19 protein-coding genes and 2 pseudogenes are annotated in these 25,929 nt (G+C 67.0%); 12 read left to right on the top strand and 9 right to left on the bottom strand.

Annotation, left to right across the window (positions count from 1 at the left end; all coding sequences use genetic code 11):
- The first annotated feature begins 87 nt into the window (after positions 1–87).
- The gene (gene yoaA / locus CSC74_RS14145) at positions 88–2,124 is read left to right on the top strand and encodes a DNA repair helicase YoaA (RefSeq protein WP_162315139.1); all 2,037 of its coding nucleotides are present in this window, start codon (positions 88–90) and stop codon (positions 2,122–2,124) included.
- A gap of 179 nt (positions 2,125–2,303) precedes the next feature.
- Entirely contained in the window at positions 2,304–2,999 is a 696-nt protein-coding gene (tsaB, locus tag CSC74_RS14140) for a tRNA (adenosine(37)-N6)-threonylcarbamoyltransferase complex dimerization subunit type 1 TsaB (RefSeq protein ID WP_162315138.1), read from the top strand.
- A 100-nt stretch (positions 3,000–3,099) separates the two neighbouring features.
- Here tsaB and CSC74_RS14135 read toward each other — a convergent pair whose 3' ends face one another.
- From CSC74_RS14135 to folE, 5 genes are all read right to left on the bottom strand, one after another.
- Positions 3,100–3,450, bottom strand: coding sequence for a DUF2200 domain-containing protein (locus CSC74_RS14135; RefSeq protein WP_162315137.1), 351 nt, complete (start codon positions 3,448–3,450; stop codon positions 3,100–3,102).
- A 218-nt stretch (positions 3,451–3,668) separates the two neighbouring features.
- Complete coding sequence (locus CSC74_RS14130) at positions 3,669–4,097, bottom strand: DUF2231 domain-containing protein (RefSeq protein WP_162315136.1); 429 nt, start codon at positions 4,095–4,097, stop codon at positions 3,669–3,671.
- Positions 4,098–4,110: 13 nt separating this feature from the next.
- A complete protein-coding gene (locus CSC74_RS14125; protein ID WP_162315135.1) occupies positions 4,111–4,455 on the bottom strand; it encodes a hypothetical protein in 345 nt (114 codons plus the stop codon).
- A gap of 71 nt (positions 4,456–4,526) precedes the next feature.
- Positions 4,527–5,279, bottom strand: a complete 753-nt coding sequence (locus tag CSC74_RS14120) for an RNA polymerase sigma factor (protein ID WP_162315134.1) — start codon at positions 5,277–5,279, stop codon at positions 4,527–4,529.
- A 53-nt stretch (positions 5,280–5,332) separates the two neighbouring features.
- Positions 5,333–5,947, bottom strand: coding sequence for a GTP cyclohydrolase I (gene folE / locus CSC74_RS14115; protein WP_211369658.1), 615 nt, complete (start codon positions 5,945–5,947; stop codon positions 5,333–5,335).
- A gap of 375 nt (positions 5,948–6,322) precedes the next feature.
- Here folE and CSC74_RS14110 point away from each other — a divergent pair, with 375 nt between their 5' ends.
- Genes CSC74_RS14110 through CSC74_RS14100 form a run of 3 tightly spaced genes read left to right on the top strand, consistent with a single transcriptional unit; the run spans position 6,323 to position 9,764 of the window.
- The gene (locus CSC74_RS14110; protein WP_162315133.1) at positions 6,323–7,855 is read left to right on the top strand and encodes an FAD-dependent oxidoreductase; all 1,533 of its coding nucleotides are present in this window, start codon (positions 6,323–6,325) and stop codon (positions 7,853–7,855) included.
- Positions 7,852–8,808 carry a patatin-like phospholipase family protein gene (locus tag CSC74_RS14105; RefSeq protein ID WP_162315132.1) on the top strand — a complete coding sequence of 319 codons (957 nt, stop codon included), beginning with the start codon at positions 7,852–7,854 and terminating at the stop codon, positions 8,806–8,808. Before CSC74_RS14110 ends, CSC74_RS14105 begins: the two co-directional genes overlap by 4 nt.
- Positions 8,808–9,764, top strand: a complete 957-nt coding sequence (locus CSC74_RS14100; protein WP_211369653.1) for an MBL fold metallo-hydrolase — start codon at positions 8,808–8,810, stop codon at positions 9,762–9,764. The genes CSC74_RS14105 and CSC74_RS14100 overlap by 1 nt, the downstream gene beginning before the upstream one ends.
- 102 nt (positions 9,765–9,866) lie before the next feature.
- On the opposite strand, the gene CSC74_RS14095 is transcribed toward CSC74_RS14100, so the two are convergent.
- Positions 9,867–10,742 carry an energy transducer TonB gene (locus tag CSC74_RS14095; RefSeq protein WP_162315130.1) on the bottom strand — a complete coding sequence of 292 codons (876 nt, stop codon included), beginning with the start codon at positions 10,740–10,742 and terminating at the stop codon, positions 9,867–9,869.
- Between the two features lie 136 nt (positions 10,743–10,878).
- A complete protein-coding gene (gene gshB / locus CSC74_RS14090) occupies positions 10,879–11,826 on the bottom strand; it encodes a glutathione synthase (RefSeq protein ID WP_162315129.1) in 948 nt (315 codons plus the stop codon).
- Positions 11,827–12,012: 186 nt separating this feature from the next.
- On the opposite strand from gshB, the gene CSC74_RS14085 reads away from it, so the two are divergent.
- The 7 genes and pseudogenes from CSC74_RS14085 to CSC74_RS14060 all read left to right on the top strand — a co-directional run bounded on the left by CSC74_RS14085 (position 12,013) and on the right by CSC74_RS14060 (position 23,521).
- Positions 12,013–12,411, top strand: coding sequence for a response regulator (locus tag CSC74_RS14085; RefSeq protein WP_162315128.1), 399 nt, complete (start codon positions 12,013–12,015; stop codon positions 12,409–12,411).
- Between the two features lie 18 nt (positions 12,412–12,429).
- Positions 12,430–12,963, top strand: coding sequence for a chemotaxis protein CheW (locus CSC74_RS14080; protein ID WP_162315127.1), 534 nt, complete (start codon positions 12,430–12,432; stop codon positions 12,961–12,963).
- 218 nt (positions 12,964–13,181) lie between these two features.
- Positions 13,182–15,218, top strand: a complete 2,037-nt coding sequence (locus CSC74_RS14075) for a methyl-accepting chemotaxis protein (RefSeq protein WP_162315126.1) — start codon at positions 13,182–13,184, stop codon at positions 15,216–15,218.
- An 85-nt stretch (positions 15,219–15,303) separates the two neighbouring features.
- A pseudogene (locus CSC74_RS17780) lies at positions 15,304–18,282 on the top strand (Hpt domain-containing protein); the annotation flags it as partial.
- Positions 18,283–18,960: 678 nt separating this feature from the next.
- Positions 18,961–21,738, top strand: a pseudogene (locus CSC74_RS17775) (response regulator); the annotation flags it as partial.
- Positions 21,739–21,751: 13 nt separating this feature from the next.
- Positions 21,752–22,996, top strand: coding sequence for a chemotaxis protein CheB (locus CSC74_RS14065; protein ID WP_162315226.1), 1,245 nt, complete (start codon positions 21,752–21,754; stop codon positions 22,994–22,996).
- 54 nt (positions 22,997–23,050) lie between these two features.
- Complete coding sequence (locus CSC74_RS14060) at positions 23,051–23,521, top strand: chemotaxis protein CheW (protein WP_162315124.1); 471 nt, start codon at positions 23,051–23,053, stop codon at positions 23,519–23,521.
- Positions 23,522–23,644: 123 nt separating this feature from the next.
- Here CSC74_RS14060 and CSC74_RS14055 read toward each other — a convergent pair whose 3' ends face one another.
- Together CSC74_RS14055 and bioA are read right to left on the bottom strand one after the other, a co-directional pair.
- Entirely contained in the window at positions 23,645–24,379 is a 735-nt protein-coding gene (locus CSC74_RS14055) for a 16S rRNA (uracil(1498)-N(3))-methyltransferase (protein WP_162315123.1), read from the bottom strand.
- A gap of 118 nt (positions 24,380–24,497) precedes the next feature.
- Positions 24,498–25,892, bottom strand: a complete 1,395-nt coding sequence (bioA, locus tag CSC74_RS14050; protein WP_162315122.1) for an adenosylmethionine--8-amino-7-oxononanoate transaminase — start codon at positions 25,890–25,892, stop codon at positions 24,498–24,500.
- Positions 25,893–25,929: the final 37 nt, after the last annotated feature.

Raw genomic sequence — 25,929 nt, 5'->3', positions numbered from 1 at the left:
TGGATTCCGATCGGCTCCGGCTGCCCCCACCCTAGCCCTTCCCCGCGAAACGGAGGAGGGGGCTTTTCAGGAATGCCCCACCCACCGATGTCACGACTTGCCGAAGCAGCCCGCGACGCCCTCAGCGAAGGCGGCGCGCTCGCCAACCAGCTCGACAATTTCGTTCCCCGTGAGGCGCAGCAGCGCCTGTCCACGGCGATCGCCGATGCCTTCGACAGCCGCGAAGTACTGCTGGCCGAAGCCGGTACCGGCACCGGCAAGACCTTCGCCTATCTGGTGCCCGCGTTGCTGTCGGGGCTGAAGACCATCATCTCCACCGGTACCCGCGCGCTGCAGGACCAGCTCTACCACCGCGACCTGCCGCGGGTGCGCAACGCGCTGGGCACGGGAGTGAAGTCGGCGCTGCTGAAAGGCCGCGCGAATTACCTGTGCAGATACCGGCTGGAACAGGCCAAGGGCGAACCGCGCTTCACCACCCGCGAACAGATCTCGCAGTTCCAGCGGATCGTTTCCTGGGGCGGACGCACCCAGTTCGGCGACATGGCCGAACTGGAAGCGCTGCCCGACGATTCGCCGCTGTTGCCGATGGTCACTTCGACCAACGACAACTGCCTGGGCACCGATTGTCCGTTCTGGGGCGAGTGCTTCGTCGTGCAGGCGCGGCAGCGCGCGCAGTCGGCCGACATCGTCGTGGTCAACCACCATCTGCTGCTCGCCGACCTCGCCTTGAAACAGGAAGGCTTCGGCGAAATCCTGCCCGGCGCGCAGGCCTTCGTCATCGACGAAGCGCACCAGCTGCCGGAACTGGCGGCGAACTTCTTCGGCGAAAGTTTCGGCATGCGCCCGATCCAGGAACTGGCGCGCGACTGCCTGGCCGAGTGCAAGGAAATCCCCGGCGCGCTCGCCAGCCTGCAGATGCCGGTGCGCGCGCTGGAGCAGTCGCTGCGCGAACTGCGCGCGGGCATGGAAGGCCTGCCGGTGCGCGGCACCCGTTTCCGCGCGCTGTCCAAGCCGGAAGTGCGCGAGGGTTTCGATGCGCTGACCGAATCGCTGCGGCAGTTGCTCGAAATAACCGTCGCCATGGCCGATACCTCGCTCGGCCTGGACGCCTGTGCCGCACGCGCGAAAGACGCCTCGACCCGGCTGGGGCGCTGGCTCGGCGACGACACCCGCGCCGACGACGAGCGACTGGTCGATTTCGACGACGAAGCGCCGCTGCCTTCCAGCGACGTGCTCTGGTACGAACTCACCCAGCGCGGCTTTCGCTGCCAGCGCACGCCGCTGGATGTATCCGGCCCGCTGCGCGAGCATCGCGAAAAATCGCACGCGTCGTGGGTATTCACTTCTGCAACGCTCGCCGTCGGTGGCAGCTTCGACCATCTCGCGGTGCGCCTGGGCCTGGACGATCCGCAGACCCTGCTGCAACCCAGCCCGTTCGACTGGCCGAAACAGGCGCTCTGCTATCTCCCGCAAGGCCTGCCCGAACCCAATTCGCGCGGCTACGGCACAGCATTGATCGCCGCGCTGTATCCGGTGCTGCAGGCTTCCAATGGACGTGCATTCCTGCTGTTCGCCTCGCATCGCGCCTTGCGCGAAGCGGCCGAAACCCTGCGCGATGCGCCGTGGCCGCTGTTCGTACAGGGCGAGGCGCCGCGGGCGACGCTGCTGCAGCGCTTCCGCGAATCCGGAAACGGCGTGCTGCTGGGCGCGGCGAGTTTCCGCGAGGGCGTGGACGTGGTCGGCGATGCGCTGTCGGTGGTGGTGATCGACAAGCTGCCGTTCGCCGCGCCCGACGATCCGGTGTTCGAGGCGCGCCTGGAAGCGATCCGCCGCGATGGCGGCAATCCGTTCCGCGACGAACAACTGCCGCAGGCGGTGATCGCGCTCAAGCAGGGCGTCGGCCGCCTGATCCGCAGCGAAACCGACCGCGGCGTGCTGGTCCTGTGCGACCCGCGCCTGACCGGCAAGTCCTACGGCAAGGTCTTCCTGGATTCGCTGCCGCCGTTTGCGCGGACAAGGAATGTGGAGGATGTGGAGGCGTTCTTTGCGGTGCGTGAAGATGAAGCGATAGTGGGCAGTCGTGAACAGGTAACCAGTGAACAGATAGCTAGTGAAAAAGAGTGATCCGTCATCCCAGCGCAAGCTGGGATCCATTTTGCTGTTGCTCTTGTTCGAACCCGCTTGAATGCAACAGCAAGATCAAGATGGATCCCAGCGTTCGCTGGGATGACGAGCAAAAAGAGCTACGCTTCATCCGTTCCTCGTTCCTCGTTCCTCGTTCCTCACTCCTCACTCCCCCGCCCATGAAACTCCTAGCCCTCGAAACCGCCACCGAAGCCTGCTCCATCGCCGTATACGTCGATGGCGAGATCATCGAGCGCCACGAAATCGCCCCGCGCCTGCATGCCGAATACGCCTTGCCGTGGGCGGAAGCCTTGTTGGCCGAGGCCGGCATCGCCAAGTCGCAGCTCGACGCCATCGCGATCAGCCGCGGCCCCGGCGCATTCACCGGCGTGCGCCTGGCCATCGCCCTGGCCCAGGGCATCGCCCTGGCGCTGGACAAGCCGGTGGTCGCGGTGTCCACCCTGCAGGCCATCGCCGTGCAATCGCAGGACGAACGCATCCTCGCTGCGATCGATGCGCGCATGGGTGAGATCTACGTGGGCGCGTTCGCACGCAAGGGTGATGGGCTGATCGCGATCTCCACGGAAATCGTCTGCGCCCCGGAAGCGGTCGCGCTGCCCGACGACCGTAGCGGCTGGCACGGCATCGGCACCGGCTTCGCCGCTGCCAATGGACTGCTGCAACAGCATCTGCATGCGCAACTGGCCTCGGTCGACGCCAGCGCCCTGCCGCATGCCGCCGATGTGGCGCGGCTCGCGGTGGCCGCATACGCACGCGGCGAAGCGCTCGCGCCGGAACGGGTGGAGCCGGCCTACCTGCGCAACAACGTGGCGCTGACCCTGGAAGAACAGAAAGCACTACGCGCATCGCGTTGACCCAAAACAGATCGCCCGTGTAAAGCGCAGCGACTTTCAACAGCGCAGCGGGCCAACCCGGACCACATGGCCTTCCGGGTGGCGTCAGCGCGTGGATGAGTCACTGCCGCAGGATCTTTTCCAGCGCCTTGCCCTTTGCGAGCTCATCGACGAGCTTGTCCAGGTAGCGGATCTTCTGCATGAGCGGGTGCTCGATTTCCTCCACTCGAATGCCGCACACCACGCCCTTGATAAGCGAGGCGTTCGGATTGATCCGTGGCGCCTGGGCGAAGAAGGTCTCGAGGTCGTTTTCGGACCCGATCTGGCGCCGCAGTCCTTCAGGACTGTAACCCGTCAGCCAGCGGATGACCTGATCGACTTCTTCCGCCGAGCGGCCCTTGGATTCCGCTTTCTTGACATACAGCGGGTACAAGCTCGAGAACTTGATTGCGAAGACTCTCTCCTGGCGCATCGCCCCTCCTGGAATGGACCCGGACCCGGACTCGGACTCGACTCGAATGAATTGTCGGGCACCTGGTCCGTTGGCCAACGCGAAGAGTTTGAACAGGTAGCCCACTTCATGCCACCCCGGATGCGCGAGGCATCGGGAACTTTAAAACCCGACGGTGTGGTTTGTCCGCAGGCGCTGGGGTGGATCGGTTTGGTTTGAAGCCCCTGTCCTGCCGGCGTCTAGGCAGGCGGATGCTTCGCCACACCCACGCCATGCCCATACACCAGCTTGCCGCCGAACCATCCACCCACGCCCAACACCGCGAAGCCGGCCACGCTCAGGCCCAGGTCCAGGGTATCGGGCTGGGTCAGCGTGGTGCCCTGCAGGCGCAGGAACAGGCTGGTCGCGTACAGACACCACGCGGTCGACATCAGCAGCATGTGCCGGTTGAGATCGCGGGTGGCCGGATGTTCCGCACCGACTTTCAACAGTTCGATGAAGCCGGTGGCCATCGCCGCCAGCGCGATCAGCGTGCCCAGCGCCAGCAGCACGCCGGCCAGCCTCCACGCCGGCTCGCCGAACCAGAGGCTGGCCACATCCGCAGCCGTGGCCAGCGACCAGCAGGCGATCGGGAAATGGACCAGCGCCGGATGCAGGGGATGGCTCATGGTGGGTCGAACCTCAAGCCACCAGCACGGCGCTGAGCAGGGTCAGGAAACCCGCCACCGCGACGCCGGCATGGACGAACACGACCGCCTTCGGCGCGACCGTGCCGCGCAGGTGCAGCGAAGCCAGGTAGAAACCGCCCAGGGCCGCCACCACCAGCAGGCCCAGGGCGGCGGTGACGCGTGCCGGGGTCGCGCCCTGCATGACGGTGAGGATCAGCAGGACCAGGCCGCTGGCGCCGAGCAGCGCGTGCAGGATCGAAATGGCCCACGGGGCGAGCTTGCCGCGCAGCACGCTGCTGGCCAGGACCAGTCCGCCGACGGCGGCGATGGCGAAAACGATGAGTGCATAAGTGAGCATGTCCGATCCTCGGGTGGTGGGTGCAACAGGTGGAAGGAACCGGCGATGCCGCCGGTTCCCGCTTCGATCGTTCAGGGCCTGCGCCCGTCTTCGCCGGATCCGTCCAGTTCGGTGCCGACGCCATGCACGGTGAAGCGATCGTCCAATCGCTTCAGCACCGTCGCAGTCATGCGCTCGCAGCGTGGTCCCAGGAACGGGAACGCATCGGTCAATGTCGTCGACAGGCTGTCGTGCAAGGCCGCGCGCAGCAGCCGGCGCGCGCGGTGCAGGCGGGTCTTCACCGTTTCCTGGCGCAGGTCCAGGCTGTACGCGGTTTCCTCGACCGTGCATTCCTCGATCTCGCGCATCACGAACACGATGCGGAACGGTTCCGGCAGGTCGTCGATGGCGTGTTCGACCAGCTTGCGGATCTGCGCGCGCGCGGCGCTGGCGGCGGGATCCTCGTTGCCGAACTTCGACGGGAACTGCACGATCCGGTCGCTGGCCTGCGAGGCCTCGATCTGGTCGATGTCCACGGTGTTCCTCCGCTGGCGCAAGCGGCCATAGGCTTCGTTGAGCACGATCCGGGTCATCCAGGTGAGCAGCGCCGCCTCGCCGCGGAATGTGTGTAATTTCTCATACGCATGCGTGTAGGCCTCCTGGACCACGTCCTCGGCCTCGGTGTCGTCGTTGACCACGCCGCGCGCGACCCGGAACAGGCGCTGGTTGCAGCGCTGCATGATGTGGCGGAAGGCGCCGCGATGCCCCGACTGGGCCAGGGCGACTAGCGCCGTATCCTCCAACTGGGCGTAATCGATGGCTAGCGCGTTGGCTGGCGTGTTCATGGTCCTCTCCTTCTACACCCATCGGATGCACGAGTGCGCGAGAGGTTCCCGACTCAGCCCGCCAGGGTAGCCAGGATGTCGCGGCGATGCGGTTCCTGCCCGAATTGCCCCAGCAGGCGCCGGGTGACCATGGACACGCCGTGCATGCGCGCCCCGCGCGAGGAGATGCACTCGTGGCTGGCCTGGATGACCACGGCCACGCCGCGCGGCTGCAGCACGCGCTGCAGGGTGTCGGCGATCTCGGCGGTCAGCCGCTCCTGGATCTGCAGGCGCCGGCCGTAGGCATCGACCAGCCGCGCCAGCTTGGAGATGCCGACCACGCGCGCACCCGGCAGGTAGGCCACGTGCGCCACGCCGCGGATCGCGGCCATGTGGTGTTCGCATACCGACCGCACCGGGATATCGCGCAGCAGGACCAGGTCGTCGTAGCCGCCGGTTTCCTCGAAGGTGCGGTCGAGGAGCCGGTCGGGATCGAGCCGGTAGCCGCCGAACCATTCCTCGTAGGCGCGCACCACCCGCCCCGGCGTGGCCAGAAGGCCTTCGCGCGCGGGATCGTCGCCGGCCCAGCGGATCAAGGTGCGCACGGCGGCTTCGGCTTCGTGGCGGGTGGGGCACTTGCTCGCGCACTCGGCGTGCTGGTGCGAGGGCAGGCGTTCAATGGTTTGCAGGTCGGCATCGAGCACGGTACGGCCTCAGGAGTGGAGGTGGTATGCAGGAATGGATGCGCGGGTGGGGGTGAGGTTCCCGCAGACGCGGTTCGTGGGAGCGGCGTAAGCCGCGCAGCTTTTGCCTCCGTCTCTGCCTTCGCGGGAGCGGCGTCCCGCCGCGAGCTCTTGCTTTCGGCCTGGAGTAGAGAATCGCAAAGACACCAGCCAAAGCTTCGCGGCTTACGCCGCTCCCACGTGCTCCTCGCCGCTCACGCCTGCGATACGCATCGCGCCCGACAATCACCGGGAACCGGATGCGGCTTGCGCCATCCAATGCACGTAACCCGCGCTGGCACGCAGGCGCATCGCATCCGCGTAGATCGAAGGAGACACACCATGTCCCAATCCGATACACCACCCCCGGGTCCGGACCTCGCCCTCGGCGTACCACTATCGAGCGTGCCCACCAGCGGCGTGCTCGCCGGCCATGTCGATGGCGGGGCGGTGCTGCTGGCGCGACTGGACGACGGGATCTTCGCGATCGGCGGAACCTGCACCCATTACGGCGCCGCGCTGGCGGAAGGATTGGCAAGCAATGGCGAAATCCACTGTCCTTGGCACCATGCCTGTTTCAGCCTGCGTACCGGTGCGGCATCGAAGGCGCCGGCCTTCGCGCCGCTGGCGACGTGGCAGGTGGAAACCGTCGGCGACACGGTCTTCGTCCGCGGCCAGATCAACAGCGGCGAGACGAAAACCGGTGCTGCCGATCCGTCCACCCACCCGCGTCGCATCGTCATCATCGGTGGCGGCGCCGCCGCCTTCGCCGCGGCAGAACGCTTGCGTGGACTCGGTTTCAACGGCTCGTTGACGATGCTCAGCGCCGATGCCGATCCGCCCTGCGACCGGCCCAATCTTTCCAAGGATTACCTGGCCGGGACCGCCGCGGAAGACTGGATTCCGCTGCAGCCGGACGAGTTCTACGCCGACCGGAGGATCGATCTGCATCAGTCCTGCGAAGTCGTCGCGATCGACATCGAAGCACGCGAAGTGCGCGCTCGCGACGGCGGAAGTTTCGGCTATGACGCCTTGCTGATCGCCACCGGCGCCGAGCCGGTGCGCCTGCCGCTGCCGGGATTCGATCGGCCCAACGTATTCGCCCTGCGTTCGCTGGCCGATGCGCGGGCGATTGTCGCCGCGGTTGGCGCCGCGAAGTCGGTCGCGCTTGTCGGCGCCGGCTTCATCGGCATGGAAGCGGCTGGCGCGTTGCGCGTGCGTGGATTGGAAGTGCATGTGGTGGCGCGCGATGAAGTGCCGATGGAACGCGCGCTGGGGCGCGAGTTCGGCGAGTTCATCACCGGCCTGCACCGCGACCATGGCGTGCGGTTCCACCTGCAGGCCCGCCCCGCCGGTTTCGACGGCGAGGTGCTCACGCTCGCCGATGGAACCCGGATCCACGCCGACCTGCTGATCGTCGGCGCGGGCGTCGTCCCGCGCATCGCTTTGGCCACTGCCGCGGGCCTGGCGGTGGAGAACGGAATCCTGGTCGATGCGCGCCTGCAGACTTCGGTCGCCGGGATCTATGCGGCCGGCGACGTGGCCCGTTACCGCCATGGCGCGGAACTGGTCAGGATCGAACACTGGGTGCACGCGCAACGCCAGGGCCAGGCCGCGGCGGAAAACATGCTGGGCGCGGGCCGGGTGTTCGACGACGTGCCGTTCTTCTGGACCCATCATTACGGCCTGGACATCCGTTACAACGGGCATGCGCAGGGTTGGGACGAAGTGCGGATCGAAGGCGCGCTGGCGGCGCATGATTGCACCGCGCGATTTTTCCGCAAGGGCGAACTGCTGGCTGCGGCGTCGGTCGGACGCGACCAGGAAAACCTTGCCATCGAAGCCGAGCTGCAGCGGTGTACCGTATCGGCATGAGCGGACCCTCGGTCACGTCAGGCGACGAAAAACGCAGTACCGCTTTCGTGCTGGCCGGTGGCGGCAGCCTGGGGGCGGTGCAAGTGGGCATGCTCAAGGCGCTGGCGCGGAAAGGCATCGTTCCCGATTTCGTGGTCGGCGCCTCGGCCGGTGCGATCAACGGCGCCTACTACGCCGCCGATCCGGATGAGGCGGGCGTGGCCCGGCTCGAGCGGATCTGGCGCGGGTTGCGCCGCGCGGACATCTTCCCGCTGTCGCTGGTCGGCAGCCTGTCGTGGTTGCTGGGACGGCGCGATTACCTGGCCACGCCGGCATCGTTGCAGGCGCTGATCGAATCCGAACTCCCGTACCGCCAGCTGGAACAGGCGCGGCTGCCGTGTCATATCGTCGCCACCGACGTGCTGGATGGCACGGAAGTCGTTTTCTCTGACGGGGAAGTGGTGCCGGCGCTGCTCGCCAGTACCGCGATCCCGGTGATCTTCCCCACAGTGTCGATCGGCGAGCGGCATCTGATGGATGGCGGGGTCGCCGGCAATACGCCGATTTCCACCGCCCTGCACCTGGGCGCGACGCGGGTGATCGTGCTGCCGACCGGCGTGCCATGCACGCTGGAACAGCCGCCGCGCGGCGCCTTCGCCATCGCTGTGCACGCCTTGAACCTGCTGGCGATGCGCCAACTGCGCAGTGACGTCGAGCGCTACTCCGAACGTTGCGAACTGGTCGTCATTCCGTCGCTATGCCCGCTGGCGGTGCACGCCTACGATTTCTCCCACACCGGCGAGTTGATCGACCGCGCCGAAGCGGCCACCCGCCTGTGGCTGCGCGGCGGACTGGACAACCGCGATGCGTTGACTGCGTTGCTACCGCATAGGCACCGGTCTGCACAGGCACGCATTGGCGCCACGAAAGTCCTAGGCTCCACACCGCCGTCCCCTAGCCAAGGAAATCCATGATGCGTGCACTTGTCCGCTTGCCAATGCTCTTGGCCGTCATGCTGGTCCCGCTTGCGCCAACCGCGCGAGCCGCCGATGACGGCATCGCCGTCGACCAGGCGCAATACGCCAACCGCTCCCTGTTGCCGGATTTCACCGGGGGCGATTGCCCCGACATGCCGCGCGGCCTTGAACAGATGAAGGGCAACCTTTATCGCCACACCAGTGGGGCGGGTCTGGCCGTGCACAGCGGCCTGGTGCTTATCACCAAGGAAGGCGCGCTGGTCATCGACCCCGCGGCGACCTGCACCGCCGGCTGGCTGCGCGACGAGATCCGCGAGCGCTTCAACGTGCCGGTGAAGTACGTCGTGTATACCCACGGTCATGCCGACCACATCAGTGGCGGCCAAGTGTTCCAGAAAGACGGCGCGATCGTCGTCGCCAACCAGCGCGCGGTCGAGCCGATCGTCGGCGAGAAGATCCCCACCGCCGTGCCCGATCGCGTCTTCGACCAGGACATGGAAATCACCCTCGGCGGCGAAACGGTGCTGCTGCATCGCGTCGCCCCCAGCCACTCCGACAGCATGATCATGGTGCTGTTCCCGAAGTACAAGGCGCTGCAGTGCACGGATGTCTGCGAAGGCAAGTCGATGCCCTACAACGACTTCCTCGATTTCTACTATCCCGGCTGGATCGAGACGCTCGACTGGGTGTTGCTGCAGGATGTGGATGTGATCGACATCGGACATTACAGCCCGGCAACCAAGCCAGACATCGCCGCCGAGCGAGCCTACATGGTCGACCTGCACCAGCAGGTGCTGGACCTGGTGCGCGCCGGCCAGTCGTGGGACCAGTTGTACCGCAACGTGAAGTTCAACGACGAGACGAAGAAGTGGATCGGCTTCGACACGATGCGCGTGCTCAACATCATGGGCATGTATCGCTGGGTGTCCAACCATCGCCGCGGCGAGTGGTAATCGCATAGGGTGGGCTCAAGCCCACCTGATGCGCCCATCGGGGCGCATCGGCTCCGTCAAAGACGGTGGGCTGGGGCCCACCCTATGGGCTTTTGATCGTCGCTACTCGTCGTCGCGCACTTCGCCGCCCGCCAGGAACTGCCAGGTGCGGGTGACGTGGAGGATGTCGATGTTCTCGTCGGTCTTCGGCAACGGCGGGAACGGCACCGACAGCTGCACGATGCGCAGCGCGGTGGAGTCGAGCAGGGGGATGCCGCTGGACTGGATGATGCGGCTGCCTTCCACCGAACCGTCGCGGCGCACCGCCACGCTGATCACCAGTTGCCCGGACAGGCGCTTGCGCCGCGCCTCGTCGGGATAGTTGAGGTTGCCGACGCGCTCGGCGCGATCCACCCACGCGCGCAGGTAGTTGGCGTAGGCGTATTCCCGGGTGCTGGCGGAAACGAACTTGCGCTTCGGGCGCTTGGCGTACAGCTCCGAACGCAGGTGGATCTCCGCCGCCAGCCGGGCCATTTCCGCATCGCGCGAGATCTTCAGGTCGCCGCGCGGCAGTTCGGGCTGGTCGGGCTCGGGCAGGGTCTGCGCCGGTGGCACGGTGGTGTCGCTGTTCCGGGTGGTGACCACGCGGGTTTCAGGTGGCGGCGCCGCGTCGGGCGATTGCGCGCGCAAGGGGTGCGGAGCGACCCCGGTCTGGGCCTGCGGTACCCAGCCGGCCTGGCTGTCGCGCGGCCGTCTGGATTTGTCGCTGTCGCCGCCGCCCTGCTGGTTGGCCGCGGCGAGGAAATCGGCCTGCTTGGGCGTCAGCGGGGTGGAAGTCTGGCTGAGGATCACGTCCAGCGTCGGCACCACCGGCGCCGCGTCGTCCAGGGCGAAGCCCAGTCCCAGCACCAGCATGCCGTGCACGATCAGCGACAGCGCCAGGGTGGCGGTCAGGCGTTCGTTGGAGCCTATCTTCGGGGGTGCGACGACTGCGGACATTACTGGTCCTGGGAAAATTCCGTCGTCATCCCCGCGAAGGCGGGGACCCAGTGACTTTGCTTGTGAGGGCGATAAGTCACTGGGTTCCCGCCTACGCGGGAATGACGATCAAGAACAGAAATTCCGATGCTTTCCATCAGATCTGCAGCCGCTTCTCGATCGCGTCGAACAACATCCCCGCGATATTCAAGCCGAACTGCGCATCCAGTTCGCGCACGCAGGTGGGGCTGGTGACGTTGACCTCGGTCAGGTAGTCGCCGATCACGTCCAGGCCGACGAAGAGCATGCCGCGGCGCTTCATTTCCGGCGCCACCTGGGCGGCGATCCAGCGGTCGCGTTCGGAGATCGGGCGGCCTTCGCCGCGTCCGCCCGCGGCCAGGTTGCCGCGGAATTCGTCGCCCTGCGGTATCCGCGCCAGCACGTAATCCACCGGCACGCCGTCGACCAGCAGCACGCGCTTGTCGCCTTCCTTGATCCCGGGGATGAAGCGTTGGGCCAGGGTCTGGTTGCCGTCGCCGATCAGCGTTTCCAGGATCACGTTGAGGTTGGAGTCGCCGGCACGGGCGCGGAAGATCGAACGTCCGCCCATGCCGTCCAGCGGCTTGAGCACGGCTTCGCCGTGTTCGGCGACGAAGGCCTTGAGCTCCGCGGCATCGCGGCTGACCAGGGTCGGCGGGCAGCATTGCGGGAACAGCAGCGCGGCCAGTTTCTCGTTGTAGTCGCGCAGGCCCTGCGGATCGTTGACCACCAGCGCTCCGGCGCCCTGGGCGATGCTGAGGATCTGGGTGTCGTAGAGGAACTGGTCGTCGAACGGCGGATCCTTGCGCATCAGCACCACCTGGCCCGGGCCGAAGGCCAGTGGCGCCGTTTCCCCGAGGGTGAACCAGCCGGCCTTGTCGTCCTTCACCGCCAGCGGCGCGGCCTGCGCCAGCGCCTTGCCGTCGCGCAGGGACAGCCCACCGGGGCGCACATAATGCAGGCGATGGCCGCGGCGCTGGGCCTCCAGCAACATGGCGAAGGTAGTGTCCTTGGCGATCTTGATGGACCCGATGGGGTCCATCACCACGACGACATCGAGGGGCATGGCGGGCTTTTTCCGGGGTTTTTCAGCCGAGGATGTTAGCAGGCGGAAAATGAGACGAAGTTCGCATCGCCGCATTCAGCTTCGCCCGGACCCTCACCCCAACTTGACAGTGCGTGCGGATGTTGGGATATAAGGTGCTTCGCAGCGGAGCCGATTAGAAGCGCCGCGCCTGGGGAATGAACGGTAATGACAGAGCATGACAACCCGGCCGGGGGATTCAGCGGCCTCCGGGTGATGGTGATTGACGACTCGAAAACCATTCGTCGCACCGCTGAAACCCTGCTCAAGCGGGAAGGCTGCGAAGTGGTCACGGCGACGGACGGCTTCGAGGCGTTGGCCAAGATCGCCGACCAGCAGCCGCAGATCATCTTCGTCGACATCATGATGCCGCGCCTGGATGGCTACCAGACCTGCGCGCTGATCAAGAACAACCAGGTCTTCAAGAGCACGCCGGTGATCATGCTGTCCTCCAAGGACGGCCTGTTCGACAAGGCGCGCGGCCGCATCGTCGGTTCCGAGCAGTACCTGACCAAACCATTCACCCGCGAAGAGCTGCTCGACGCGATCCGCACCCATGTCGGCTGACCGGAAAGGGACGACGCCATGAGCCGCACTCCATTCGACACCCTCGCTGAATACGAACGCCGCAGCCTGGCCCACGCCGTGGTCCTGCCGGCGCGCGAAGCCGCCGCCGAGCAGTGGCGCGGGGTCGGCTACCGCGTCGGCCAGCGCCGGCTGGTATCGGGCTTCGAGGACGTGGTGGAAATCGTGCCCTTGCCGCCGACCACGCCGGTTCCGGGCGCGCAGCCCTGGCTGCTGGGCATCGGCAACCTGCGCGGCAATCTGTTCCCGGTGATCGACCTCAAGCATTTCCTCGAGGGCGAACGCACCGTGCTGCATGAAGGCCAGCGCGTGCTGGTGGTGCGCCAGGCCGGCGGCGACGTGGCCCTGACCATCGACGAACTGTATGGCCAGCGCAGTTTCACCGACGAGCAGGGCATCGAGCCCGGCGCGCTGGCGGAAGGGCGGTACGCGCATTTCGTGGAGCGGGCCTTCCACGGCGACGAGCATGACTGGGGAGTCTTTGCTTTGTCGTTGCTGGCGCGTACGCCGGAATTCCGCCAGGCCGCGCTGTAGGGCCGAGTTGACGGGAAAGCCGGCGGGAAAGAGCGAAAGGCCGCTGGAGCGGCCTGCAATGCCGCCAGGGAGGCGAAGGGATCCGGCGCATAGACGCGCGGTCCCCGGGGGGGAAGGTCGGGCTTGGCCGGGCCGGGTACTTGGATGATGCGCAGCGCGCGTCAGCCAGGCTTGATTTGAACTACTGCTGCATATTGTCCAATTCCAGGGGTCGAATAATGAGCACTGCACCGGATTCTCCCAAAGCCAGCAAGCTCGGCAGCTTGGGAAGCAACTTCTGGCTGATCCTGCTGGCATTGTCGGTGATCGTGTTCGGCGCCAATACCGGCGTCGCCACTTACACCGGCAGCCGCCTGTCGGGCGCCGCCACCGGCGCGGCCGACTTGCAGGTGCTGTCGCAGCAGTTGGCCAACCAGGGCCGCGAGGCGGTGGGAGGCAATGCGGAGGCGTTCAAGGCGTTCAAAGCCACCAAGTCGCAGATCGACTCCACCATCGCCACCACCACCAGCCGCTACGGTTCGGAAGGAACGGTATCGGGCCCGTTGAACAAGCTGGTGGCCACCTGGACGCCGCTGGGCAAGAGCGCCGACCAGTTGATCAGCAGCGAGCCGGCGGTGCTGGCCCTGGCCGGCAATGCCGATCGCTTCGGCAACCAGGTCCCGCAGTTGCAGGCGCAGTTGAACGAAGTGGTGCGCGCCATGTCCGCCAGCGGCGCCCAGTCTTCGCAGATGTACAACGCCCTGCAGCAGGTCGTGGTCGCGGGCACCATGGCCCGCCGGGTGACGGAAATGCGCGCCGGCGGCAGCGGCGCGGCGAATGCCGGTAGCGCGCTGACGCGCGACGCGGTGGTGTTCGGACAGGTACTGGAAGGCCTGCGCAACGGCAATGCCGACCTCGGCATCGCCCCGCTGCGCGGCGGCGACGCATTGTCGGCGCTGACCCAATCGCAGGCGCTGTGGGCGACGATGAAGAAGGACCTGGACGCGATCACCGGCAGTTCCAAGAACTTGTTCGCCGCGCAGTCGGCCGCCGCCACCATCACCAGCGGCTCCACGCAGATGCTGGAGGACAGCAAGAAGCTGTTCGACGCGTTCTCCTCGTTCGGCTCGGTGCGCGATACGCGTCCGTTCCCCAATTTCTGGCTCGGCATCGTCTCCGGCCTGCTTGCCCTGGTCTCGATCGTCGGCTTGCTCTGGAGCCTGTATCGCAGCCGCCAGCGCGAACAGGAAACGCGTTACCAGACCCAGGTGGAATACAACAGCCGCAACCAGCAGGCGATCATGCGGCTGCTGGACGAAATCAGCTCGCTGGGTGAAGGCGATCTGACGGTGAAGGCGACGGTGACCGAGGACATGACCGGCGCGATCGCGGACGCCATCAACTACGCCGTCGATGAACTGCGCCACCTGGTCACCACCATCAACGACACCACCGTGCAGGTGGCCGCGTCGACCCAGGAAACGCAGGCGACCGCGCTGCAGCTGGCGGAAGCGGCCGGGCACCAGTCCGACCAGATCAACAGCGCCTCCGAGCGGATCAACGAAATCGCGGTCAGCATCGACCAGGTCTCGCGCAACTCCACCGAGTCGGCGGAAGTGGCCCAGCGATCGGTGCAGATCGCCACCGAGGGCGCCGGCGTGGTGCGGGAAACCATCCGCGGCATGGACCAGATCCGCGACCAGATCCAGGAAACCTCCAAGCGCATCAAGCGCCTGGGCGAGTCCTCGCAGGAGATCGGATCGGTGGTGGAACTGATCAACGACATTTCCGAACAGACCAACATCCTGGCCTTGAACGCGGCGGTGCAGGCGGCTTCGGCCGGCGAAGCGGGTCGCGGTTTCGCGGTCGTGGCCGACGAAGTGCAACGCCTGGCCGAACGCACCTCCGGCGCCACCCGGCGCATCGAATCGCTGGTCCAGACCATCCAGGCCGACACCAACGAAGCGGTCAGCTCGATGGAACAGACCACGTCGGAAGTGGTTTCCGGCGCGCGACTGGCCGAAGACGCGGGCACCGCGCTGGGCGAGATCGAGCGCGTGTCGATCGACCTCAACGAACTCATCAAGAGCATCTCCAGCGCGGCGCAAAAGCAGTCGACCGCGGCCACCGATATCACCCAGACCATGGGCGTGATCCGGCAGATCACTTCGCAGACCTCGCTGGGCGCCGGCCAGACCGCCGAATCCATCGGCCATCTGACCGAGCTGTCGGCGGAACTGCGTCGCTCGGTCGCCGACTTCAAGTTGCCGGGCTGAGGGCGGGACGAACCAGAATGGAAGTCAGGAATTCCCGGGCAGCACGCGCAGGCAGTGGGCGGATCTTCGCGGCAGGAGCAGGCCGATGAGTGCGCTACGCGATGCGATGAGCCACGCAGTGCTGGGTTGGGTCAAGCCCGAGCTGGACGAAACCCTGCGCCTGGCGCGCGCCGAGGTGGAGTTCTTCGCCGAAGACACCGCCGACACTTCGCGCATGCATTTCTGCGCCGGCTATCTGCACCAGGTGCAGGGCACCTTGCGCATGGTCGAGCTGTACGCCCCGGCGATGGTCGCCGAGGAACTGGAACTGCTGGCGCGCGCGTTGCAGGAAAGCACCACCAGCGATCGCGACGAGGCCTGCGGCACGCTGATGCGCGGCACGGTGCTGCTGCCCGACTACCTGGAACGCCTGCAGAACGGCCATCGCGACATCCCGATCGTGCTGCTGCCGCTGCTCAACGACATTCGCGCCGCGCGCGGCGCCCCCGGCCTGAGCGAGAGCGTGCTGTTCGCGCCGGACCTGGAGCAACCGCTGCCGCAGGCCTTGCCATTGCCCGAAGTGCTGCCATGGCAGGCGCGCCAGGCGCGCGTGGGCGATGCCCTCGAGCAATTCGACCTGGCCTTGTCCGCATGGCCCGAAGACGGCGCGCCGGCCAACGCCGTGGTCCTGGCCGAATCGGCCAAACGCTTGCTGGAAAGCGTCGAGCACATCGCCACGCGACGCATGTTGTGGGTCGCTTCCTCGGTCGCCGATGCGCTGCGCGATGGCGCGATCCCTGCGACTCCGGTGCTGCGCCAGGCCTATGCCGGCGTCAGCCGTGCGGTACGCAGCAGCCAGCAGGAAGGCGGCGGTGCCACTGCGCCAAGCCAGGAGCCCACCCGGCAACTGCTTTACCTGGTCGCGCAATCCGCGACCGGGCATGCCGGGCTCGACGAACTGCGCACGGCCTTCGCACTGGATGCGGAACTGCCCAGCGAAGCCGAACTCGATCACGCGCGCGGTAGCGTCAGCGGGCGCAATCGCGCGCTGCTGGACACCGTCGGTGCCGCGGTCAAGGAGGAACTGCTGCGGATCAAGGACGCGCTCGACCTGCATCTGCGGACCGGCGCGCAGGTCTCGGCGCTGCAGACCCAGGTCGACGAACTGGGCAATGTCGCCGATACCCTGGGCATGCTCGGCCTGGGCGTGGCCCGCGGCGTGGTCGTGCAGCAGCGCGATTCGTTGCGCGAGATGGTCGGCGGCCAGCGTACGGCCGATGAGGGCGCGCTGCTGGATATCGCCGGCGCCCTGCTTTACGTGGACGCCTCGCTGGACGACCAGGTCGCCCGCCTGGGCGAATCGGGCGCCGCGGTCGAGGAAATGGCCAGCTCCGAATCGCAGCGCACGGTCGAGGCGCTGGCCCAGGAAGCGATCCACAATTTCTCGGCGGCCCGCGAAGGCTTCGTGGCCTTCATCGAAACCAACTGGAACCACGCCGAACTGGCCGAAGTCCCGCGCCTGCTGTCCGAAGTCGCCGGTGCGCTGCGCATGCTGGAACTGCCGCAACCCGCCGATTACCTGCTGGGCGTGCGCCAGTACGTGGCGATCGAACTGATCGGCAAGCGCCGCGTGCCCGGCGGGCAGCAGCTGGACACGCTGGCCGATGCGATGGCCAGTCTCGAGTACTACCTCGAAGCCCTGCGCGAACGCCGCCCCAATCGCGACGAAATCCTGGACATCACCCGCAGCAGCCTGGAGAACCTGCGTTACTGGCCGTTGCCGGCGGATGAGCCGGTGGCGCCCGCAGCCGTGGCCTTCGCCGATGCCATCGCCGTGGAAACCGATATCCCGGCGGTGGCGCTGGACGACGCGTCGATCGACGCAGCGCCGGAAAGCCACACGGTCGACTTCGATCATTCCGGCATCGCTGCGATCGCGCCGGACGACGCGGATCCGAACCAGGCGGCACTGGACACCGACGCCCTGGAAGCTCTGGAAGTGCAGGAAGCGATGCAGGCGCTGGAAGCCGAAGCGGCCGCCGCTTCGTTCGACGAAGAGCGCCTTGTCGAAGAGCATGTTGTTGAAGGGCATGTCGTTGAAGCGCCGGCCGCCGAGGTTCCCGTGGCGACCGTCGCCGAAGTCCCGGCCCCCGTGGCAGCGGTCGCGCAGAGCGTCGCCCAGGGTGGTTTCGACCTGACCGGCAACGACATCGACGACGATATCCGCGAAGTCTTCATGGAGGAGTTCGACGAGGAAATCGTCAACCTCGGCCAGTTGCTGCCGGCATGGAGCGCGGCCCCGGACAACATGGAGCGCCTGCGTTCCATTCGCCGCGTATTCCACACCCTCAAGGGCAGCGGCCGCCTGGTCGGCGCCAAGCTGCTGGGCGAGTTCAGCTGGAAGATCGAGAACATGCTCAACCGCGTGCTCGACGGCTCGCGTCCGCCGTCCGATGCGGTCATCGCCCTGCTCGAACAGTCCACCAAGGTGCTGCCGCAACTCAATGCCGCACTGCGCGGGGAAGGCCAGGTCAGCGCCGACCTGGAGGGCCTGCAGGAGCTCAGCGATCGCGTGGCGGCGGGTGAAGAGATCTTCTATTCCGCCAAGCCGGCCGTCGCCGCCGACCTCGATACCGGCGAAGAAGTCGAAGCGCCCGCTACGGAAGCGTTCGCACCGGAAATCGAAGGCACGCCCGCTTCCGTGGACGGGGTGCTGCGCGAAATCCTGGAGACCGAGGTCGGCGCACACCTTGAAACCGTGGATCAGTGGATGGCGCAAGCGCAAACCGCTGCCTGCCTTGCCGATGAATCCCTGTTGCGCGCGTTCCACACCATGAACGGCGCGTTCGCCATGGCCGACGTGCCGGAAATCACCGAAGTCACCGCTGCGGCCGAGCAATACGTGAAGCGGCTCTGGTCGGCGAAGGAAATCCCGTCGACCGAAGGCGTGGCCGCATTGGCCGACAGCGCGCATGCGATCCGCCGCACCGTCGCCGCCCTGCAGGCCGCTTCGCCCCGCATCCCGGTATTCGCCGCACTCACGGCGCAACTGGCCAACCTGCGCGACAGCCTGCCCGAAGCGCGTATGGCGGCAGTGATCGTCGACGACTCCGCGCAGGGCACTTACGCCGAAGCCATGCCGGGCATCGAGCCGCCGGTATCGCCCGGCGGGGTCGAACTGTCGGTCCATGATCTGTCCGCCTATGTTGGCCATGAAGAGCCCGTGGCGGTCGCGTCTGAAACGGCCGGCTCGCCGGCTGGAGCGGAAACGGAGCTGGTCGACGGGACGAACGACGAACTGGCATTCGATGATCGGGAAGTCGTGCTTGGAATCCGCGATGCCGAAGTCGAGGCTGCTGAAGCCGAGGATGCGAAGCCGGAACCCGCAGTCACTTTCTTCGACGTGGAAATGACCTACAGCGCGGTCGTACCGGCAACGGAAGCGCCTGTCGACGAACTCGCCGGGGAAGCCATTGCCAGCGATGCGATCGAAGCATCCCCGGCCGGAGAATCGGCAGGTGATGCGGCTTCGGGTGGGGAAGCGTCGACGGAAACCGTCGCTTCCGAACCCGGATACTCCGTGCCGGAACCAGCGCAGGACGACGCGGCTGCGATTGAACCGGTCACGGTTGAAGAGCGAGCCGCCGAAGAGCTTGCGCCCGAAGCGACGGTCGGCGGAGAAATCGCTGGCGAAGAGTTTGCCATCGAAGAACAGGCCGCCGACGGGCCCACCGTCGAAGAGCAGGCTGTCGAAGAGCTGGTTGTAGAAGCGCAGGTCGTAGAAGAGCAGGTCGTCGAAGAACCGGCCATGCAAGCGCCCTTCCTGGAAGATCAGGAAATCGAAGAATCCGCGGTCGAGGAGCTTGTGGTCGAGGAGCCGGCGATCGACGAGCCGATGATCGACGAGCCTGAATCCGCGGCGCCGGTCGAAGAAGTCCAGACCGAAGAAACAGAGATGCTCGAGGCCGATTCCTTGGCGTCCGCGTCCGCAGGCATTGAAGCAGCAATCGATACCGTCGAACCCCCGAGCGACGTCGTGCCGGAACCACCGGCAATGGAGGCAGGGGTGGAAGAATCGATGGATACCGAAGCGGCAGGCTCCGACGGAACGGTCGAAGCCGGCGGCGAACCGATCGCAAACGAAGGCAATGCAGGGGTAGAGGAAACGATGGCCACCGCGCACGACGCCTCGCCCGCGCTTGCCGACGATGCGCTGGACCCCGCCGAACTGGATCTCGACCTGGTCGACATCTTCGCCGAGGAAGGCAACGACCTGCTCGACCATTCCGATGGCCTGCTGGCGAAATTGCGCGAGACCCCGGACGATCGTTCGCTGATCACCGGCCTGCAGCGCGACCTGCATACCATCAAGGGCGGCGCGCGCATGGCCGGGATCAACGCCATCGGCGACCTGGGCCATGCGATCGAGTCGCTGCTGGAACAGGTGGCCGCGCAGCGCATCGACCTGGACGGCGATGGCGTGCGCTTGCTCGAACGCGGCTTCGACGGGTTGCACGGCCTGGTGGCCAGGGTATCCGCGCATCGCAAGGCGCCGATGCCGACCGAACTCATCGCCGAATTCGAATCGAGTGCGAACCCGCAAGCCGCGGCCATCGAGCAGGCTGCCGAAGGCGCGGCACAGGCTCCGGCGCCGGCCATCGCCCTGGCGCCGCTTTCCGCGCCGATCGAGACCGCTTTCGCCAGCGACGACGAGGCCATGCCCTATGCGGCGCAGGAGCAGGTGCGCGTGCGCGCCGACCTGCTCGACCGCCTGGTCAACAATGCGGGTGAAGTGGCGATCTACCGTTCGCGCCTGGAACAGCAGTTGGGCGCGTTCCGCGGCGCCATGTCCGAACTCGACCGCACCAATACCCGACTGCACGACCAGTTGCGTCGCCTCGACTTGGAAACCGAGGCGCAGATCGTCGCGCGTTACCAGCGCGAGCACGACAAGCGCGACCCGACCTTCGATCCGCTCGAGCTCGACCGCTTCTCCACGCTGCAGCAGCTCAGCCGCGGCCTGGGCGAATCGGCGGCCGACTTGACCGGCTTGCAGGGCGTGCTCGACGAGCTTGCGCGCCAGTACGACGGCCTGCTGCAGCAGCAGTCGCGGGTCAGCTCCGAATTGCAGGAAGGCTTGATGCGCGCGCGCATGGTGCCATTCGACGGACTGGTTCCGCGCCTGCGTCGCGTATTGCGCCAGGCCGCCAGCGATACCGGCAAGCAGGTGAGGCTGCAGCTCGACGGCGCCCACGGCGAACTCGACCGCAACGTGCTCGAACGCATGACCGCGCCGCTGGAGCACCTGCTGCGCAACGCCGTGGCCCATGGCCTGGAATCGCCCAAGCAGCGCCGCAAACAGCACAAGCCGGAAGAAGGCACGGTGCAGATCGCCCTGCGTCGCGAAGGCGCGGAAATGGTGTTCCAGGTCTCCGACGACGGCGTCGGCATCGACCATGCCGCGATCCGCCGCCGCGCAGAACAGCGCGGCATGCTGCAGGCCGATACCCAGATGTCCAATGCGGACCTGGAACGGCTGATCCTGGAATCCGGTTTCAGCACTTCCGACAGCATCAGCCAGCTCGCCGGCCGCGGCGTCGGCATGGACGTGGTCTACAACGAAGTCCGCCAGCTCGGCGGTTCGCTGGAAATCGCTTCGCAGTCCGGCCAGGGCACCACCTTCACCCTGCGTCTGCCGCAGACACTGGCGGTCACCCAGGCGGTGTTCGTGCAGATCGGCGAAACCCAGTTCGCGGTGCCGGTGGCGGCGGTGGGCGGCGTCGGGCGTATCTCCCGCGACCGTTTCGAAACCGCGGGCGCGGTCTATGTCTACGGTGGCGAGGAATACGTGCTGCACGACCTGGGCGCATTGATCGGGCAGCCGCCCGCGCGCGCCGAAGGCCAGCCGCAGGTGCCATTGCTGCTGGTGCGCGCCGGCGACCTGCGCGCGGCCGTGGCCGTGGACCAGGTGCTGGGCAACCGCGAGATCGTGGTCAAGCCGGTCGGTCCGCAGATCACTTCGGTGCCGGGCATCTACGGCGCCACGATCACCGGCGATGGCAGCATCGTGGTGATCCTGGACGTGGCCCCGCTGGTGCGCCGTCACATCCTGCAGCCGCACCTGTTCGTCTCCGAGACGCCGGCGCCTGAAGAGCGGCGCGTACCGGTGGTGATGGTGGTCGACGATTCGCTGACCATGCGCAAGGTCACCGGCCGGGTGCTGGAGCGCCACAACTTCGAGGTCACCGTCGCCCGCGACGGCATCGAAGCGCTGGAGCGGCTGGAAGAGCGCGTGCCCGACCTGATGCTGCTCGACATCGAGATGCCGCGCATGGACGGCTACGAGCTGGCGACGGCGATGAAGGCCGATCCGCGCTTCAAGGACGTGCCGATCGTGATGATCACTTCGCGCACCGGCGACAAGCATCGCCAGCGCGCCATGGAACTCGGCGTGCAGCGCTACATGGGCAAGCCGTACCAGGAGCTCGACCTGATGCGCAACGTCTACGACCTGCTGGGGATCGCCCGTGTCCGTGAATGAGGGTGGTTTGGCGATGACCGCGCAACCGGGCAAGCGCGTCGCGTTGCTGGCGCGTCCCGGCTCCGCCCGCGAGCAATTGCGCCTGGCCTTGCATGCAGCAGGGGCGGAGATCGTGCTGGAGGACGATCCCAACACCCTGGATGGAGCGGCCCTGGGCGACGCTTCCCCGCAGGTCGTGCTGGTGGCGCTGGAATCGGCCATCGAGGACAGCCTTTCGCGTTTCGACCAGGTGCTGCACGATCCTTCGGTGGTGGTGATTTTCGATGAAGTCGAGCTGGCCGCGCGTCGCGAAGGCTGGGAGGCCAAGCGCTGGGCGCGGCATCTGTCGGCGAAGTTGAATGGCCACGCCGACGTGCTGCCGCCGGGTGGCGAGCTGGACGACACCCGCCCCGAACCCGGCCTGCCGCTCTCGCCGGCGCAGATCCATGCCGATGCGGGAATCGAACCGCACCTGGAGGAAGCGCAGGGAGTGGCGTTCGAACTCCCGCGCGGCGGCCTGGAACTGGTGGCCGACGACGACGCGCCCGGATCCAGCCAGTCCATCGACCCGGAAACCTGGAAACCGTCGATCGCCGTGGAACACGACGCGCCGCTGCATGACGGTATCGGATCGGCGGAGCCGCCGGCGGTTGCCGTGGCCGAGCCGCCACCGCTGCCCCAGGCGCCGGTGAAATCCAGTGGCCTGACCCTGGAACTGGAATCGATCCATGCCACGGCGACGGGCGCCGGCGTCCGTGGTGCGGCGTTGCTGTTCGCCGGCATTGGCGGTCCCGATGCGGTACGCAAGGTGCTTGCGGACCTGCCGCCCGGCCTTTCGCGCCCGGTGCTGGTGCAGCTGCGCCTCGATGGTGGACGCTACGACAACCTGGTCAAGCAGATGGAGCGCGTCTCGACGCTGCCGGTGCAACTGGCCAGAGCGGGCGAAGCCGCGCAGGCGGCGCATGTCTACGTGCTGCCCGACGACGTGGCGGTGAACGTGAAAGAAGGCGTCGTCCATTTCGGCGAGGGCGCGCTCCGGGTCGATGACCTGATCGCCTCGCTCCCGCCCGCGGAAAGCGCGGTGCTGCTGCTCAGCGGCAGCGATCCGTCGCAGGTCGAGGCGGCGTTGGCGCTGGCGGCCGAGGGCGGCCTCGCCGCAGGGCAGTCGCCGCAGGGCTGCTACGACCCGGCCGCCTCCAAGGCGCTGGCCGCGCGTGGCGGCATGGTGGCGACGCCAGCCGAGCTGGCGTCGCATCTCGCTTCGCACTGGCCCGATTGATCACGTTGTATCCAGGCACGCTGTAACCAGGCCTGACGTACCGAGGAAATACCGATGGCAAGTTCCAACGACGAAATCCGTGGCGTACTGATCCAGGCCGCCGAAGAGCGCCTGCTCCTGCCCAACGCGACCGTCGCCGAGGTACTGGCGCGCGTGCCGGTGGAGCCGATCGCCGACGCACCGGCGTGGTTGCCGGGCCAGATTTCCTGGCACGGCTGGCAGGTGCCGCTGGTTTCGTTCGCGCAGTTGACCGGGTTGGGAGCGGAAAGCGTCGTCGCCAGCAGCAAGATCGTGGTCCTCAAGGCGCTGGGCGGTAGCGAAGCCATGCCGTATTTCGCCTTGCTGACGCAGTCGTTCCCACGCCTGGTCTCGGTGCCGCGCGACGGCCTGCTGGCCGATGCGACCGAGGAACAGCTGCCGAATGGCGTGCGCATGCGCGTATTGCTGGGCGATGAGGCGGCGTTGCTGCCGGACCTGGAAAGCATCGAGGCCATGCTCGGCGATGCGTTGGCGGCGGTGGCGTAACGACCGCCTGCTTCGTCCGCCAGGGGGACTTCCTTCGGGGCGTCGGGGCGTAGGAGCGGGCCTTGCCCGCGATGCTCTTCGATCCGTATCCAGAAGACAAAGCATCGCGGGCAAGGCCCGCTCCTACATATCCCCGAATCGCGATTGCAGGGCCGCGATAGCCGCCAATCCCGCGGTCTCGGTGCGCAGGATGCGCGGCCCCAGCCGCAAACCGGAAAATCCGGCTGCGCGCAGGATCTCGCGGTCGCGCGGCGACCAGCCGCCTTCCGGGCCGATCGCGATGGTGAGCAAACGGGCAGCTGGCGTCGCCAGCGTCGCCAGCGCGGAATCGCCGACGGGATCCAGCGTGAGTTTCACGGCATCATCCGCGACCTGCGCTGCGACTTGGCCCAATTGGATCGGTTGCATGAGCTCCGGCACGCGGGCGCGACCCGATTGTTCGCAGGCCGACACGATCACGCTGCGCCAGTGGGTCATGCGCTTTTCGGTGCGTTCGGCGTCCAGCCTCACTTCGGTGCGTTCGGCCAGCACCGGGACGAAGCCGGCGACGCCCAGTTCGGTCGCCTTCTGCAGGATCAGGTCCATCTTCTCGCCGCGGGCGATGCCCTGGACCAGGGTGATGCGCAACGGCGATTCGTTGTCCACCGGGCTGGCCGACAGGACCTGGGCCACGACCTCGCGCTTTCCCGCCGAGGCGATGCGCGCGCGATAGTCGTCGCCATCGCCGTTGAACAGCACGCATTCATCGCCCTCGCGCAGGCGCAGCACGCGGACCAGGTGCGCGGCCGCCGACTCGGGCAGTGTGATCTCGACGCCTGGAGAGAGCGCAGTGTCAACGTGGCAGCGGGTCAGGCGCACTCGCAGTCCTTTGTCCCCCGAAGGGACTTTCTTCGGATTGGGGGAGGGGCTTCAGCCCCGACGGTTTGCCGGGCGAAGAGCCGTCGGGGCTGAAGCCCTTCCCACAACAGGTTCGGCATCACGATGTCGCCTCGTCGATCACCGCGCGCGTGGTTTCCGCCAGCGATCGCAACTGCGCATCATCGATGCAATACGGCGGCATCCAGTACAGAACGTCGCCGAGCGGGCGCAGGACCACGCCGCGTTCCAGCGCTGCCCGATAGGCCTTCAGTCCGACCCGCTGCTGCGCGGGGAACGGCGTGCGCTTGTCGCCGCCCCGGGTGAGCTCGAAGGCCACGATCATTCCCGCCTGGCGCACGTCGGCGACCTGCGGGTGGGCGGCGAATGGGGCGGCCAGCGCGGCCATCTGCTTCGCCGTAACGCGGTTGCGCGCCAGCACGTCGTCCTGCCCGAAGATATCCAGCGTCGCCAGCGCTGCCGCGCAGGCCAGCGGGTTGCCGGTGTAGCTGTGCGAATGGAGGAAGGCGCGCTCGCGCGAATCGTCGAGGAAGGCGTCGTAGATCTGCTGCGTGGCCAGCACCGCCGCCAGCGGCAGGAAGCCGCCGGTCAGTCCTTTCGACAGGCACAGCAGGTCCGGCATCACGCCGCTTTCCTGGCTGGCGAACATCGGCCCGGTGCGGCCGAAACCCACCGCGATCTCGTCGGCGATCAGGAACACGCCGTTGGCGTCGCACAACTGGCGCACACGAGCCAGGTAGGAAGGGTCGTGCATGCGCATGCCGCCCGCGCATTGCACGCGCGGCTCGATGATCAGCGCGCAGATCTCGCCGGGATGGCGGTCGAACAGGTTTGCCAGCGCATCGGCAGCGCGCCCGGCATGCGCCGCCGCCGACTCGCCGGGTTCGGCCAGGTAGGCGTCCGGCGATGGCGCGAACAGGGCCTCGCTGAGCAGCGGCGCATATACGCGCCGGTACAACGGGATGTCGCCGACGGCCAGCGCGCCGATGGTTTCGCCGTGGTAGCCGTTCTCGAGGGCCACGAACTTCGTGCGCCGGTGTTCGCCGCGGTTGTGGAAATAATGGAACGCCATCTTCAGCGCCACTTCCACGCCCGCGGAGCCATTGTCGGCATAGAACACCTTGGCCAGCGGCTTGCGATCGGCCTGGCGCGGGGCCAGCGCCAGCAGGCGTTCGGCAAGTTGCACCGCAGGCGCGTGCGAGAAACCGGCCAGCATCACCTGCTCCAGGACCTGCGCCTGGCGCGCGATGGCCGCGCCGATCCGCGGTTCGCCATGGCCGAACAGGTTGGTCCACCAGCTGCTGACCGCATCCAGGTAGCGGCGACCGTCGTAGCCCACCAGCCAGGCGCCTTCGCCACGCGCGATCGGTACCAGCGGCAGCGTATCCGGATGTTCGCGCATCTGCGTGCACGGGTGCCATAACACTTCGAGGTCGCGCGAACGCCAGTCCCCGGCCTCTGTTAGCATTTGAGCTTCATGATCGTTTCCCTGCATCCGCCCATCATATCGACCACCGCAGGCCCCCGCACCG

The organism is Pseudoxanthomonas yeongjuensis (assembly GCF_010093345.1).
In the GTDB taxonomy this organism is placed as follows: domain Bacteria; phylum Pseudomonadota; class Gammaproteobacteria; order Xanthomonadales; family Xanthomonadaceae; genus Pseudoxanthomonas_A; species Pseudoxanthomonas_A yeongjuensis.
Note: the sequence above shows the minus strand (reverse complement) of the source record. Positions and strands in the feature narration are given on the sequence as shown.

Bases quoted from the DNA above. Each gene is read 5' to 3' on its own strand.
- yoaA (WP_162315139.1), top strand. From the start codon at position 88: ATGTCACGACTTGCCGAAGCAGCCCGCGACGCCCTCAGCGAAGGCGGC.
- tsaB (WP_162315138.1), top strand. From the start codon at position 2,304: ATGAAACTCCTAGCCCTCGAAACCGCCACCGAAGCCTGCTCCATCGCC.
- CSC74_RS14135 (WP_162315137.1), bottom strand. From the start codon at position 3,450: ATGCGCCAGGAGAGAGTCTTCGCAATCAAGTTCTCGAGCTTGTACCCG.
- CSC74_RS14130 (WP_162315136.1), bottom strand. From the start codon at position 4,097: ATGAGCCATCCCCTGCATCCGGCGCTGGTCCATTTCCCGATCGCCTGC.
- CSC74_RS14125 (WP_162315135.1), bottom strand. From the start codon at position 4,455: ATGCTCACTTATGCACTCATCGTTTTCGCCATCGCCGCCGTCGGCGGA.
- CSC74_RS14120 (WP_162315134.1), bottom strand. From the start codon at position 5,279: ATGAACACGCCAGCCAACGCGCTAGCCATCGATTACGCCCAGTTGGAG.
- CSC74_RS14110 (WP_162315133.1), top strand. From the start codon at position 6,323: ATGTCCCAATCCGATACACCACCCCCGGGTCCGGACCTCGCCCTCGGC.
- CSC74_RS14105 (WP_162315132.1), top strand. From the start codon at position 7,852: ATGAGCGGACCCTCGGTCACGTCAGGCGACGAAAAACGCAGTACCGCT.
- CSC74_RS14100 (WP_211369653.1), top strand. From the start codon at position 8,808: ATGCGTGCACTTGTCCGCTTGCCAATGCTCTTGGCCGTCATGCTGGTC.
- CSC74_RS14095 (WP_162315130.1), bottom strand. From the start codon at position 10,742: ATGTCCGCAGTCGTCGCACCCCCGAAGATAGGCTCCAACGAACGCCTG.
- gshB (WP_162315129.1), bottom strand. From the start codon at position 11,826: ATGCCCCTCGATGTCGTCGTGGTGATGGACCCCATCGGGTCCATCAAG.
- CSC74_RS14085 (WP_162315128.1), top strand. From the start codon at position 12,013: ATGACAGAGCATGACAACCCGGCCGGGGGATTCAGCGGCCTCCGGGTG.
- CSC74_RS14080 (WP_162315127.1), top strand. From the start codon at position 12,430: ATGAGCCGCACTCCATTCGACACCCTCGCTGAATACGAACGCCGCAGC.
- CSC74_RS14075 (WP_162315126.1), top strand. From the start codon at position 13,182: ATGAGCACTGCACCGGATTCTCCCAAAGCCAGCAAGCTCGGCAGCTTG.
- CSC74_RS14065 (WP_162315226.1), top strand. From the start codon at position 21,752: ATGACCGCGCAACCGGGCAAGCGCGTCGCGTTGCTGGCGCGTCCCGGC.
- CSC74_RS14060 (WP_162315124.1), top strand. From the start codon at position 23,051: ATGGCAAGTTCCAACGACGAAATCCGTGGCGTACTGATCCAGGCCGCC.
- bioA (WP_162315122.1), bottom strand. From the start codon at position 25,892: ATGCAGGGAAACGATCATGAAGCTCAAATGCTAACAGAGGCCGGGGAC.